Source organism: Candidatus Kaelpia aquatica (assembly GCA_030765335.1).
Classification (GTDB): Bacteria; Omnitrophota; Gorgyraeia; order Kaelpiales; family Kaelpiaceae; genus Kaelpia; species Kaelpia aquatica.
On the sequence record JAVCCU010000032.1, the window covers coordinates 1 to 12,730 of the forward strand.

The window sequence follows — 12,730 nt, forward strand, 5'->3', positions numbered from 1 at the left end:
CAATCTCTATTGATGCCGCAAAGTATTTTACCTGACCAATAACATTGCCATCTAAAGTAACAATCCACCTATCAGAAATTCCTACTTCATTCATGTTTGTTCCTACTGGCAATTGAGACCATTGTGAACTAATAACAATATTTCCATCTAATACTATTTTGTTTCTTCCTTCTCCGAATGTATCTGCAACTCCTTCTATATCAATATAAAATCCTCCAACATTGTACAAAATTTGCACTTTTGGCTCAGATAAACTATGGACATCTTCACTTATCTCTGATATAGCATAAATAGATTCTTCAGGTAAAAGAACTTTTGCAATTGTATCAACCATGATGGGATTATGAGTTGAGCATCGTATCCTGCCTATGCCTTCCTGTTTAAGACTATATTTAGCAAGCCAATTTATAATACTGAATCCTGCCTTTCTACCTGTTGCACCAGAAATATCCAAGCTTTCTACTGATACTAAGTTTTCAGAATATCTATAATCCCAAGATATATCCCCTGCGTTATTACCATCTATATAAATATTAAAAGTATAAGAGTACATCGTGGGCACATCTGAACGTCTAAGCTCAATCCATTCTCCTGTTTCTATATTACGTATTCTTACATTTACCAGCGCATCTTCGGCAGGTAAAGAGCCGTCATAAAGGTATTCTTCGATAAGATTGCCTCCTGAATCTCGAACAGAAGTTATTCGCCTGAAACCTTGATCAAATTCATAATAGGTAGCTGCTCCATATGAATCATATTCAATATCTGTAGTCTTTATTCTTCTTGCCTGAGCAGGATAAGATATGATTAAAGCAACACTTGCTATAAATAGAACAACTTCTCTAAAATGCTTTATCTTCATATTTCTACAGCCAACACCCCTTTCTATAAATATGCCACATCTTTAGATGCGTTACAAATAGAAGGACAAATGAGATATGCCAATCTATCCTTTAAAACAAAAGACCTCTGGAAATACGATCCAGTCGGGCTATAAGCTGTTCAACCTCACTGACAAACGGCGAAACCAAAATAAGACTGCCTTCTGAAGGCACCTCCCTACCTACAACAGATTCCATATCTATAATTATTTCCGATGCAATATCCCAGCTAATATGATGCTCATCTAAAAAACCATTTATTATCTTTAATATTTCTAACCCTTCGGAATAAGAATTACCATAGCACCTATTAGAAAAAACAAACGACAGACCCAGAGCTGTTCTATCTATGACCACTTGATTATCTACATGGTCAAGAAGGGGTATTAAAGCATTCAACACCTCAATTGCATATCTATACCGTTCAACAATATGCTCAGAATCATAATCTGCATCGTGAGGAATATTGTCTTCATTAAACAGAACTTCTTCAATTAGTTTATCTGCGACTATCTTCGCTGATTTAAAAGACAGGTTTTCTGATAGCTTAACAATGCGTTCAATAATATTTAGATTTGCCGAACTATGAATTATGGTTTTACATAACCACAAAACACCATTTTCGATTGTTACATTAGATACACTATGAGATCTTCTCAGCGTATAAGATTGAGAATCAAACAAACAAGGTTTGGCTAAAAAAAACATCATCAAAACAACCAAACTTAGTGCTTTAAACTTCATCTTTATATTTCTACAACCAACACCTCTTTTTATAAATATACCACATATTTAAACGTTACAAATAAAAAACAAGATTGCATATTAGAAAAAGCATAAGGCGGCTATTATATACCTATAAACTGCAACTCAACAGATCTCTGACGAGACCTATTATCACACTCTACAAATATGATCTGCTGCCAGATCCCAAGGGTTAATTTTCCCTCTCTAAACGGTATAGAGAGGGATGGGCCTATGAGAGAGGCCCTAAGGTGGGAGAACCCGTTTCCATCGCCCCAAGTGGCATTATGGGCGTATTTTCCCTTTTTTGGGACCAATTTCTCAAGTAATTGAGGTAAGTCATGGATTAAGCCCGATTCATACTCTATAACAGTCAAAAAAGCGGTAGAACCGGGTATAAAGCAGGTTACGACGCCTTTTTTCATCTTTAGTTTAGATAAGACTGATTGAATATCTGAAGTTATATCAATTATATCCCCATCTCCTGCTGTAGAGAGACTTAACTGCTCTCCTTCAATCCTAATACTGCTATCTGCCATCACTACTCAACCTCTTCCCTTTTTTAACTATCTTTTTAGAGATACTCTTCTTCTTACCTTTAAAATTTAATTGCGCTACCTTGTTCTGTCTGTTATCCATCTTTCTCATAGAATCAACCTAGAGGACAAGAGAACTTCCTGCCACCTAATAGGTGTAAGTGAATATGGAATACTTCCTGGCCTGCATCTTTATTGTTGTTAAAAACAAGCCTAAATCCTGATTCAGCTACACCTTCGCTCTGAGCAAGCTCTTTAGCAATAAAAACCATCTTACCAATTAAGCCTGAGTCTTCTTTGCTAATATCAGATATTCTATCAATATGCCTTTTTGGTATAATCAATATATGCGTTGGAGCCTTAGGGTGAATATCACGAAACGCTACTATCTCATCATCTTGATAGACTAACTCGGCAGGAATCTCACTATTAACTATCTTACAAAATATACACTCCATAAAACCCCCCTAAATACCTTTTATCTCTACTCCAAGAGTATCTGTATCTAAAATCGCAACGGTAGAATCTCCTGTTAACCAACCTGCTGCTTCACCAGGGTTGATAAACAACGCAGCCTCCCCCCTTCTTACCTCTACATTATGAGTATGACCAAAGAGCACTATATCTGCCTCCTCACCCTTATAACTTTGAATATTATGGACCACAATAATCGTCTTATTACCAAGAGTTAGCACTAAAGGCGCCTCTTTTATTTTGTCTCCTGATATTTTCTTAAGACCAACTTTTTCTCCGTCACAGTTTCCAAATACCCCAGTCCAATCACAGTTAAGGCCAGAGAATGAAATTAAACTAAAAGGTGCAATATAATCACCGCAATGAATAACAAAACCAACTTCTTCTTTATTAAATAGATTGACTGCGGCCTTTACCTTGGCTATATTATCATGAGTATCTGATATTATACCTATCTTCATAACATGTTTAATTTTAACAGAATTGATCCTATTTGCAATTTATAATTATTTATGATAAAAAGTTAAGGCAATGGATAAAATAAATGAACTCTGGAATATAGTTAAACGACTAAGAGGCGAGAAAGGATGCCCTTGGGATAAAGAGCAGAATGAAAAGACTCTCCTACCCTACTTGATAGAAGAAGTATATGAAGTAGCTAAAGCAGTTGAAGAAGATGATAAAAAAGGGCTGCTTGAAGAGTTAGGAGACCTCTTGTTTACAGTATTATCTTATCTTCATATCGCAGAAGAGAAAAAATATTTCTTGAAAGATGAAGTCATAGATAGAATCTCTAAAAAGATGATTGAACGTCATCCCCATGTCTTCTCAAATAAAGACCTTAAAACATCTGATGATGTTTTAGCTCATTGGTATGACCTAAAGAATAAAGAGGCTAAGAAAAAAGATAAATCTATCCTTGATAATGTTCCTAAAAACATATCTTCTCTTGTAAGAGCAAAACTTATTCAAGCGAGAGCATCAAGGGTAGGCTTTGATTGGAAAGAACCAAAAGAAGCATTCAAAAAAGTAAAAGAAGAGATACTTGAAGTCGAGGAGCACCTCGATAAAGAGAATGAAAAAGATAGATTATCTGAAGAGTTTGGAGATCTCTTTTTTGCCCTTGTCAATGTCTGTAGAATCTTAAAAATAGATCCTGAAATAAAGCTACGTGATGCAATAGATAAATTCACTAAGCGCTTTAACTATATTGAAGAGAAGATGAAAGAGAGAGACAAATCTCTTTATGATGCTACTTTAGCTGAGATGGAAGAGCTCTGGATAGAGAGCAAGAGCAAAGCTTAACCATCAAGCAATCTTAGGATAGCTCGAAATTAAAACTTCCACTCATCCCCTTTTAAAAAATCATTACCTTGATTAAAGAGCTTGTTTAGCATATCAAGCATATTGCGCTTCATCTTTCTTTTAAATTTAGACATCTCCTCAGGATGATTAGACTGGATATGTCCAAGAACATTATTCTGTATATTGCTTAATAAATCGACTAAGTCATCTGCTTTAACTATGATCTTCTGACCGCAATGACACTCGATTGCAATTTTATATCTTTTTAATCCCTCCCGCATCTCATTCTCCTTAAGTTGTATTAAGTATACCCGATTAAAACCTAAATCACAAATTTCTAATCAAAAATAAAATAAAAATAAAGACCAATATCCCGGCAACTATCTTTAGCCAGCTTGCCCTCTTACCTACCGACACACTGCTTCCACAATAAAGACAGAGGAAAGAGTCTTTAGGTATCATATTTCTGCAGTGGGGGCACTCTATCGGATCATCAAAATCTAAATCTTCAGCTACCTCTTCATGTTCAACAAAGTCTAAATATTCATCATCCATCTTTAGTTCCTGCTAAAACAGCCTTTTTAACAGCCTCCTCAACAGTTTCACAATGAATCAGCTCGCCTCTCTTCCTCTCGCCCTCACCTTGAGCTATATGCCAGCTCTTTACTGCAAAGAGAGGCTTCTTTGATATTAAAGCATGACTTATCTCATTCAATGTTCCATATGAGCCATCTATTGCAATGACACTATCAGCATTCATGATAACAAGAGCATTTCTTATCTCGCCTAACCCTGTAAGTATTGCAAAATCTATATATTTATTAGCTCTATCCTTATCTCTTCCAGGTAATACCCCTACTGTTAAACCGCCAGCTTCTTTAGCGCCCATAGAAGCTGCCTCCATAACACCGCCTAAACCACCTGTTACCAAAATCGCATTATTCTTAGCAATTAAACGCCCACACTCTTTAGCCATCTCCAAAATCTCAGCAGTCGCTTTGGAGCCACCGATAACAGCTATTCTCTGTCTATTCTTTATATCACTATCTACCATAACCAACTCTCTTTAAAGCAAGACTATCTTTTCTCCATTTATCATTGATCTTAACCTTTAATTCGAGATAGACCCTTTTACTTAAAAAGGCTTCAATCTCTTCTCTGGCATCAATCCCTACCTCTTTAAGCATACTTCCCTTCTTACCTATTAATATAGCCTTCTGCCCGCTCTTCTCAACATATATAGCCACCTCTATAACAACTAAATCTTCTTTCTTCTCTAAGAACTCTTCTACCGATACCGCAATAGAAAAAGGTAGCTCCTGATAAGTACGAGAGAGAATCTTTTCCCTTATAATCTCTGCAACATGAAACCTGGTTGATTTATCGCTAAGCTGATCCTTAGGATAATGGAATGGGCCTTCAGATATATTCTTAGTTATTAATTCTAAGAGCCTATCTGTATTAATACTTTTGGTTGCGCTAATAGGCACATACTCATCAAACTTATTCCATTTTGATAACTCATCTATCATAAATAGTATATCCGGCTTCTTAACCAGATCAACCTTATTTAAAACAACAAACTTTGGCTTCTTTATAGGTCTTATCATCTCAAATATACGCTCATCCTCTTTATCTATACCCTTCTTGGCGTCTATCATAACAACTATAATATCTGCATCATCTAATGATGATTCAGCCTCTCTAATCATATATTTATCCAATAAAAACTTCGACTTATGCATACCAGGGGTATCTAAAAAGATTATTTGAAAATTATCTCTTGTTAAAATAGCTGCTATCTTGTCTCTTGTAGTCTTGGGGGTCGATGAAACAATCGACACCTTCTCCCCCATAAACATATTTATCAAGGTAGATTTACCAACATTAGGCCTGCCTATAACAGCAACAAAACCTGAATATGTAGTTTTATTATCAGCTGATCTTTGCTCCATCTTCAACTTTCCTCTCTGTAGTTAATATAGTTATACCATCTGAGTCTCTAGCTGCAAGAAGCATACCGCAAGACTCAACCCCTCTTATCAGAGCCGGTTCAATGTTCAAAATGACAACTACCTGCTTACCTATTAAAACATCTTTTTCATAATAAGGCTTAATTCCAGCAACAATCTGCCTCTCTCCGTCTCCTAAAGAGACTTTTAAAACATAGAGCCTATCTGCATCGGGATGATCCTGAACATCTTTAATAGTCCCAGCACCTAATTCCATATCTTTAAACTGATTAAAACTGATCACCTCAAACTCCTCCTTCTAACTATCCATCTAAATATCTATCTGAAACAACTTCAATCCCTTCTCTTTTAAAAAGGGCTACCGTAACCCCGTCTCCATTTTTTAAGGTATCTGAAAAACTTCCGTCATAGATCAAACCTACTCCGCAAGAAGGGCTATGAGACTTCATTATCGCATATTTAACATTATTATTCTTTGCTATTTTTAGAGCCTCTCTAGCTCCTTCAATAAATAGATCTGTCAGATCATGCCCCTCTAGGTCTATAACCTTAGATGCTCCATTTAGAACAGCACCTCCATCTCCATCTGAAGCTATCTCTGAGGCAACTCTTGGAATACCAAGACCAGCTAAAACCTCAGGGCAAACATCTATTACTCTACAACCCCGACAAAGACCTTTTGCAGTATGATTTAACCTGCTCTTTCCATCATAGCAGCATTTTTTACCGACAAGGCAGGAGCTTACTAATATAACATCAATTCCAAGAAGGATCGGACTTTTTCTTCTTTTTGACATATGTTGCTATCTTAGAACGGTCTGATTTTTTAAGATTGCTAAAAAATATGGCTACACTATAGTTGTCAATATCATCGGCTGGATATTCCGGTTCTGTTCTCACTATTATACCATCACAGGTAATTTTATGAGATTTCTTTTTACCCATCATGGGAATAAACATAACAATCTTGAGCTTTGTCATAACAGGAATAAACTTGTCAATCTGACAGTATGCCCCACCGCTACTGACATTGATCGTCTCTGTTATAAAGTCAGCATCAGTATAAAAAAGCTTGAGCGGTAATACCGCATCCAAACGATAATGTTTCCGTCTATCTTCCTGCATGTTCATATAATATCAAATTTTGACCTTAAACACAATACTACTCTATCTTAATAAATCTTGCCCCCTGGAAGAGTTGAACTCCCATTCCAGGCTTCGGAGGCCTGTGCTTTGTCCTCTTAAGCTAAGGGGGCATAAAAAGACTAACTTAGAACTTTAAGCTCTATATCTTTACTAAGGTTCTTTTTAAAAATATTCAAATCTTGCTCTGAGCCAACTATATCTCCATAATGCATTGGAATAACTGTCTTAGCCTTAACTCTCTCTGCAGCGCAAGCCGCCTCTCTTCCATCCATAGTATATGTGCCTCCTATAGGAAGAAGAGCTATATCTACATTTAGATCATCCATCTCAGGTATTAAATCTGTATCTCCTGCATGGTATATTAAAAGGCCGCCTATCTCTATCAAATAACCTAACCAAGAGCTTGATTTAGGATGGTTCTCTTTATCTACATTATATGCAGGAATCGCTCTAATCTTAAATCCAGCAACATCCTTATAGTCATAAGGAGCCATTGTAATAATATTGGCATCCTCAAAAGAAGAGCTCTTAATATTTTTTGGCAATACTACAGAAGTACCATTCTTGATTAGCTTCAAGATATCCTCTTCTGAGAAATGATCAAAGTGGGGATGGGTTATGAGTACCAGGTCTGCAGGCTTTAGATCCTTAACACGCCAAGGATCTATATAAATAACCTTACCTTCATACTCTATCCTAAAACTTGCATGAGAAAGCCACTCAATAGCATCTAAGACTTCGTTCATTCCTCTTTTTTATCTTGAACCTCTGAATCAGATACTACCTCTTCCTCTTCTTGAACCTCAACAGCTTCCTCTTTAACCTCTTCTACCTCTTCTTTCTTAGGTTCTTCTATTGTCTCAACAGTCTCTTCTTTAACAATGTCAGATTTAGGCTCTTCTTCTATCTCTACCTTTTCAGGCTCAGGCTTAGATTCCTCAACAACCTCTTCTTTTTTCTCTTTCTCTTTAACCTCTTTGGTTTCTTCTTTTACTTCAATCACCTCTGCCTCTACCTCTTCTTTAGCTTCATCTATTTCAATTGCAGCCTCATCACCAGCTACTTCATTGAGACCTTCAGATTTAACCTCAACCTCTTCTACTTTAGAGACTACCTCTTCAGCAGCTTTCTGAGCCTCTTCCTGTTTTGCTTTTTCACGCTCTTCTCTTGCCTTCTCTACCCCTTCTCTTACTTTATCTTTAGATATAGACCAACAACGCTTAGAGCAAAAATAGAAACTATCTCTATAGTACCATTTTTTAAGGCTCAACCTCTTCTTGCAACCTTTACAATTAGTAGGCCTGCCCTGTCCTTCTTTTACTTTTCCCATATTATTCTCCCCATTCCGATTGAATTTTAGCTGTTTTATTTTTTACCTCATTAAGCATATCCTGCACCTCAGAGAGATGCCTACCTCTCTTTATAGCTTTGACCTTTGAAGCATCAGACCTACTATAAGCAATATACTTAAGACCAATATTAACCTTGGATGTCTTTGGACCTGTGCTTTGAACAAAAACATCATAGACAATCTTTCTCTCTTTAGACCCGACAAAGTCAGCAATTAATCCCTGAAAGAAACTCATATCTATAGTTTTAAACCCGGTAAGAGTACCTTGCAGCCTATTAGAGTGAGTAACTATTACCTTATTATCCTCAAAAACATCTCTCAAAACATAGAAAGTGAGATCGCTATCTGCAAGAATATCAGCCGTTATAACCTCGCCTTCCAAATTTTTAACCCATATAATTTCCTGTATGCTTCTACCTTCGACTTCAGCTGGAATATCAAAGAAAGACTTTTTATAAGAATCTTTAACTATAGGCTGATCCTCGGTAGTCTCCTCCCTATCATCTTCTGCTCTTAACGCCTCTTGGGGAGATATAGTTGCACCAAAAGGATATATCGTAATAATATCACCGCTTTTAAGGTAGGCTTCACTCATCATCTCCCTTACCTCACAGGCTGATACATTGTCTTTCACTTTAACAACCTGTATCTTACCTATCTCAGCCCCATCTTTTACAACAACAAACTCCATTCCAGACTCCATGCCATTTATTACGCCCTTATCTATCACTATAAAACTATAATGACTATCATACTTAAGAATTTTTACTGCTATCAAATCCTCTCCAAAAGAAGAAGGAGTTAAAAGCAGGCTTAAAAAGATACCACTAATTACAATTACTCTCTTCATATTAACGGATATTATATCATTCCCATGCCCATTTTCAAGCACCGAGTTTCATTCCTGGCTCCACTCTATGTCCCAAAAGAAAATCTCTGGCAACCATCCTCCTCTTACCCTCAAGTTGTAGATCAAAAATATCAAGGTTTCCCAGGCCGCACTTAACACTAAAATAATCATGCTCAACTCTAACTATCTCAGCCAGATCAGCATCTACATACTCTTTAAAATCCACCCTAGCCTTACATATCTTAAGTAACTTGAAATCTAGGTAGCTAAAACCACCCGGCCAAGGCAATAGACCTCGAACCTTATTATAAATATCAATCGCCTTAGCGCTCCAATCTATCAGACCATCCCCCCTCTTTAGCTTCGGAGCATAGCTTGACTCTCCTTTCTGGGGATAAAGCTTAACAGCTCCTTTGTTTAAGCAGCTTAAAACATCTTCCAAGAGCTTAACAGAATTATTGGCTAATATATCTTCAAGAGAAGACGCATTCATATCCTCAGTAATAGTTATTCTCTTCTTAGCAATTATATCTCCAGCATCAAGCCTTTCGTTCATCTTAAACAGAGTAACGCCTGTCTCTCTCTCCCCACTTACAATTGCCCAGTTAACAGGAGCAGCGCCCCTATATTTTGGCAAGAGTGAACCATGGATATTTAAAGGCATGGTAGAGGCCAGTCCTAAAATCTCTTTTGAGATAATACTGCCATAGGATGCGACTACAAAAACATCTGGAGAGAGACTACCTATCTTTAAAATAGACTCTTTTGAGTTTACATCAGAAGGCTTAAGCACCTTGCCTTTAAAATCACGTGTAGCTATAAAATTTCCCACTTCTGTAGGCTGACAATGCATGCCTCTATTTGCTTTTCTATCCGGCTGAGTAATAACAGCCTTCAAGCAAAGATCATCCCTGTTTAAAATAAGCTTTAAGGCGGGGATTGCAAATTTACCTGATCCAAAAAAAACAATATTCATATTTCTTTATTTAAAACAGATTTTAAATGCTTCTTACGTTCTCTGTAGGAGAGCTTTTGAATTAATAGCTTCCCATTTAAGTGGTCTATCTCGTGCTGGATAATTCTAGCCATAAAACCCTCTGTTTTAATTTTAAACTTTTTACCATCAACATCCAAAGCCTCTACAGTAACTTTATCATACCTCTTAATAAAAGCATTGAACCCAGGAACAGAGAGGCAGCCCTCCTGGTCTGTCTGAGCCCCGCTTCTATTTAGAATCCTGGGATTTATGAAGACATAAACTTCCTCTCTCTTCAATCGTGGAGATGCAACAAATATTCTTAAATTCTGGCCAATCTGATTTGCCGATAAACCCACTCCATGAGTTTTAAGCATGACATCTATCATAAGCCTTATGAGTTTAAGAACATCTTCATCTACTACCTTAACAGGTCTAGTTTTCCTTCTTAAGACAATCTCAGGATACTTAAGAACCTCTCTATTAAAATCTCTAGAGCTCATAAGGGTTCACGTCAACTATTACATTAACACCATCTAAACATCTATTGTAACCAATAATGTTATACAAGAGTCTGGATGTTTGTTCAACATTTTTAGTTTTAGAGATCAAATTCCAACGGTAAACATCTTTCTTCTTTTTAACAGGACTAGGCGCAGGACCCAAAACATCCACTACGCTGCCTAAGGACTCTATTAACTTAGCCTTGACCTTCTCTGCAGCACTTTTGACTTTTCTCTCATCCTTATGACGAAATTCTATCTTAATTAATTCAGAGAAAGGCGGAAAACCGATCTCCTCTCTTCTCTTTATTTCTTGAGCATAAAAACTCTCATAATCATGATCTACGCTTGTTTTAATAGTAAAATGCTCAGGATTATAGGTCTGAATTACAACCGAACCTCTATTATCACCTCGTCCGGACCGCCCGGCAACTTGTGTAATAAGAGAGAACGTCTTCTCTCCAGATCTAAAATCGAGTATATTTAACGACAGATCAGCTAATATAACACCAACTAGTTCAACGTGAGGAAAATCATGTCCTTTAGCTACTATTTGAGTGCCTACTAAGATGTCGATCTTCCTCTCTCTAAACCGGCTGATAATGTCATCTAACTTGCCTTTTTCGGCTAGAGAATCTGAATCGAGCCGCTCTGCTCTAGCAGAAGGAAAGAGCTTGTGCAGCTCAGAGACAACCCTTTGAGTACCTATACCTCGTAAACTCAAATATTTATTGCGACACTGAGGGCATAACTCAGGAAGATCACTCCTATAGTTGCAGTAGTGACATATGAGATCCTTAGTTTTCATGTGATAGGTTAACGTTATATCGCACCTCCTGCACTTTACAACATAACCGCAATTCTGGCAGTAGATAAAAGTGGAAAAACCTCGCCTGTTCAGAAAGAGTATTGCCTGCATATCCCTGCTTAAAACCTCCTCCAGCTTACTCTTTAGAGGGGGCGTAAATATCATGTCGGCCATACTTTTCTTTTTCACTGTCTTTAAATCTACGACACCGACCAAAGGAAGGCTCTGCTCCTTAACCCGCTCAGGGAGCCTAAGCAGGATATGCTCTCCTCTCTGAGCTTTATAGTAAGACTCAAGAGCTGGGGTTGCTGAGCCTAAAATAAGAGGACAGCCATTGATCTGGGCCCTCTTTAATGCCACTTCCCTAGCATGATAACGCGGAGTCTCATTCTGCTTATAACTTGAATCATGCTCTTCATCTATGACTATAAGTCCAATATTTTCAAGCGGGGCAAAAACAGCAGATCTAGTACCAATAGAGACTCTATTTGTTTCATCCTTTAATTTTTCCCACTCTTTAAAACGCTGAGCCTCTGTTAAACGGCTATGGAGCACGGATATCTTGTCCCCTAAACATTTTTTGAATCTAGATATAGTCTGAGGAGTTAAGGCAATCTCCGGAACAAGTACTATGGCAGACTGACCCCTCTTTAAAACCTCTTCAATTACTCTGATATAAACCTCAGTCTTACCTGAACCAGTAACACCGTGGAGAAGAAAACTGCTAAAAGAACCGAGGGTTCTATTTATCGTTTTTAAAACTTCTTCCTGGTCTTTTGTTAAAACAGTAGGTCTTATAAAACTATCGTCAGCCAAAGAGAGATAATCTTTTCTCGGCCCATAACTCTCTCTGCCTTTTCTTAAGATAGAAGGTACTATTGCCTCAATAGCCTCCCCCCAACTACTGTAATAATAAGACGAGATCCACTTGCTCAGCTGAAGCATCTCTTCATTAAGAAGAGGCTTGTCGTCAAGTAACTCAAGAATGTCTTTTAATCCAGGAAAACTCTTACCATCTTCATTGATACCTACAACATAGCCCACCTTAATGCTATTTCTAAAAGGAGCTTTTACGCGGGACCCTATCTCCACCTTGGATATACCAGAAGGCAGAGAATAAGAGAAGACTCTGTCTACAGCTAGCCCAAAAACGACATTTATAAGCATCTTGTCTATTGTTTTA

19 protein-coding genes and 1 tRNA gene are annotated in these 12,730 nt (G+C 37.4%); 1 reads left to right on the forward strand and 19 read right to left on the reverse strand.

The window, feature by feature from the left end; all coding sequences use genetic code 11:
* The 5 genes from P9X27_05480 to P9X27_05500 all read right to left on the reverse strand — a co-directional run.
* The coding region (locus tag P9X27_05480; protein ID MDP8253829.1) for a hypothetical protein at positions 1 to 862 on the reverse strand (862 nt) is incomplete at its 3' end.
* A 91-nt stretch (positions 863 to 953) separates the two neighbouring features.
* Complete coding sequence (locus P9X27_05485) at positions 954 to 1,625, reverse strand: hypothetical protein (GenBank protein ID MDP8253830.1); 672 nt, start codon at positions 1,623 to 1,625, stop codon at positions 954 to 956.
* Between the two features lie 104 nt (positions 1,626 to 1,729).
* Positions 1,730 to 2,164 (reverse strand): secondary thiamine-phosphate synthase enzyme YjbQ, encoded by a 435-nt coding sequence (locus P9X27_05490; GenBank protein MDP8253831.1) that lies wholly within the window; start codon positions 2,162 to 2,164, stop codon positions 1,730 to 1,732.
* 113 nt (positions 2,165 to 2,277) lie between these two features.
* Positions 2,278 to 2,619 carry a histidine triad nucleotide-binding protein gene (locus tag P9X27_05495; GenBank protein MDP8253832.1) on the reverse strand — a complete coding sequence of 114 codons (342 nt, stop codon included), beginning with the start codon at positions 2,617 to 2,619 and terminating at the stop codon, positions 2,278 to 2,280.
* A 9-nt stretch (positions 2,620 to 2,628) separates the two neighbouring features.
* Positions 2,629 to 3,096 (reverse strand): metallophosphoesterase, encoded by a 468-nt coding sequence (locus tag P9X27_05500; protein ID MDP8253833.1) that lies wholly within the window; start codon positions 3,094 to 3,096, stop codon positions 2,629 to 2,631.
* A gap of 70 nt (positions 3,097 to 3,166) precedes the next feature.
* Between P9X27_05500 and mazG the strand changes: the two genes are divergently transcribed.
* Entirely contained in the window at positions 3,167 to 3,940 is a 774-nt protein-coding gene (gene mazG / locus P9X27_05505) for a nucleoside triphosphate pyrophosphohydrolase (protein ID MDP8253834.1), read from the forward strand.
* A gap of 29 nt (positions 3,941 to 3,969) precedes the next feature.
* Here mazG and P9X27_05510 read toward each other — a convergent pair whose 3' ends face one another.
* From P9X27_05510 to priA, 14 genes are all read right to left on the reverse strand, one after another.
* A complete protein-coding gene (locus tag P9X27_05510; protein ID MDP8253835.1) occupies positions 3,970 to 4,221 on the reverse strand; it encodes a hypothetical protein in 252 nt (83 codons plus the stop codon).
* A gap of 46 nt (positions 4,222 to 4,267) precedes the next feature.
* The gene (locus tag P9X27_05515; protein MDP8253836.1) at positions 4,268 to 4,495 is read right to left on the reverse strand and encodes a zinc ribbon domain-containing protein; all 228 of its coding nucleotides are present in this window, start codon (positions 4,493 to 4,495) and stop codon (positions 4,268 to 4,270) included.
* Positions 4,488 to 4,994: a TIGR00725 family protein gene (locus P9X27_05520; GenBank protein MDP8253837.1), complete on the reverse strand. Its 507-nt coding sequence runs from the start codon at positions 4,992 to 4,994 to the stop codon at positions 4,488 to 4,490. The genes P9X27_05515 and P9X27_05520 overlap by 8 nt, the downstream gene beginning before the upstream one ends.
* Positions 4,984 to 5,895 carry a GTPase Era gene (gene era, locus P9X27_05525; GenBank protein ID MDP8253838.1) on the reverse strand — a complete coding sequence of 304 codons (912 nt, stop codon included), beginning with the start codon at positions 5,893 to 5,895 and terminating at the stop codon, positions 4,984 to 4,986. Before era ends, P9X27_05520 begins: the two co-directional genes overlap by 11 nt.
* A complete protein-coding gene (locus P9X27_05530; protein ID MDP8253839.1) occupies positions 5,876 to 6,196 on the reverse strand; it encodes a methionine--tRNA ligase subunit beta in 321 nt (106 codons plus the stop codon). Before P9X27_05530 ends, era begins: the two co-directional genes overlap by 20 nt.
* A gap of 19 nt (positions 6,197 to 6,215) precedes the next feature.
* Positions 6,216 to 6,710 (reverse strand): DUF523 domain-containing protein, encoded by a 495-nt coding sequence (locus P9X27_05535; GenBank protein ID MDP8253840.1) that lies wholly within the window; start codon positions 6,708 to 6,710, stop codon positions 6,216 to 6,218.
* A complete protein-coding gene (locus P9X27_05540; GenBank protein ID MDP8253841.1) occupies positions 6,670 to 7,044 on the reverse strand; it encodes a PilZ domain-containing protein in 375 nt (124 codons plus the stop codon). Before P9X27_05540 ends, P9X27_05535 begins: the two co-directional genes overlap by 41 nt.
* A gap of 52 nt (positions 7,045 to 7,096) precedes the next feature.
* Positions 7,097 to 7,169, reverse strand: a tRNA-Arg gene (locus P9X27_05545).
* Positions 7,170 to 7,178: 9 nt separating this feature from the next.
* Positions 7,179 to 7,805, reverse strand: coding sequence for an MBL fold metallo-hydrolase (locus P9X27_05550; protein ID MDP8253842.1), 627 nt, complete (start codon positions 7,803 to 7,805; stop codon positions 7,179 to 7,181).
* On the reverse strand, positions 7,802 to 8,389 hold the full coding sequence (locus tag P9X27_05555; GenBank protein ID MDP8253843.1) for a hypothetical protein: 588 nt from the start codon (positions 8,387 to 8,389) through the stop codon (positions 7,802 to 7,804). The genes P9X27_05550 and P9X27_05555 overlap by 4 nt, the downstream gene beginning before the upstream one ends.
* 1 nt (position 8,390) lies before the next feature.
* The gene (locus tag P9X27_05560) at positions 8,391 to 9,260 is read right to left on the reverse strand and encodes a hypothetical protein (GenBank protein ID MDP8253844.1); all 870 of its coding nucleotides are present in this window, start codon (positions 9,258 to 9,260) and stop codon (positions 8,391 to 8,393) included.
* 34 nt (positions 9,261 to 9,294) lie between these two features.
* On the reverse strand, positions 9,295 to 10,236 hold the full coding sequence (fmt, locus tag P9X27_05565; GenBank protein ID MDP8253845.1) for a methionyl-tRNA formyltransferase: 942 nt from the start codon (positions 10,234 to 10,236) through the stop codon (positions 9,295 to 9,297).
* On the reverse strand, positions 10,233 to 10,739 hold the full coding sequence (gene def, locus P9X27_05570; GenBank protein ID MDP8253846.1) for a peptide deformylase: 507 nt from the start codon (positions 10,737 to 10,739) through the stop codon (positions 10,233 to 10,235). Before def ends, fmt begins: the two co-directional genes overlap by 4 nt.
* Positions 10,729 to 12,714 (reverse strand): primosomal protein N', encoded by a 1,986-nt coding sequence (priA, locus tag P9X27_05575; protein ID MDP8253847.1) that lies wholly within the window; start codon positions 12,712 to 12,714, stop codon positions 10,729 to 10,731. Before priA ends, def begins: the two co-directional genes overlap by 11 nt.
* Positions 12,715 to 12,730: the final 16 nt, after the last annotated feature.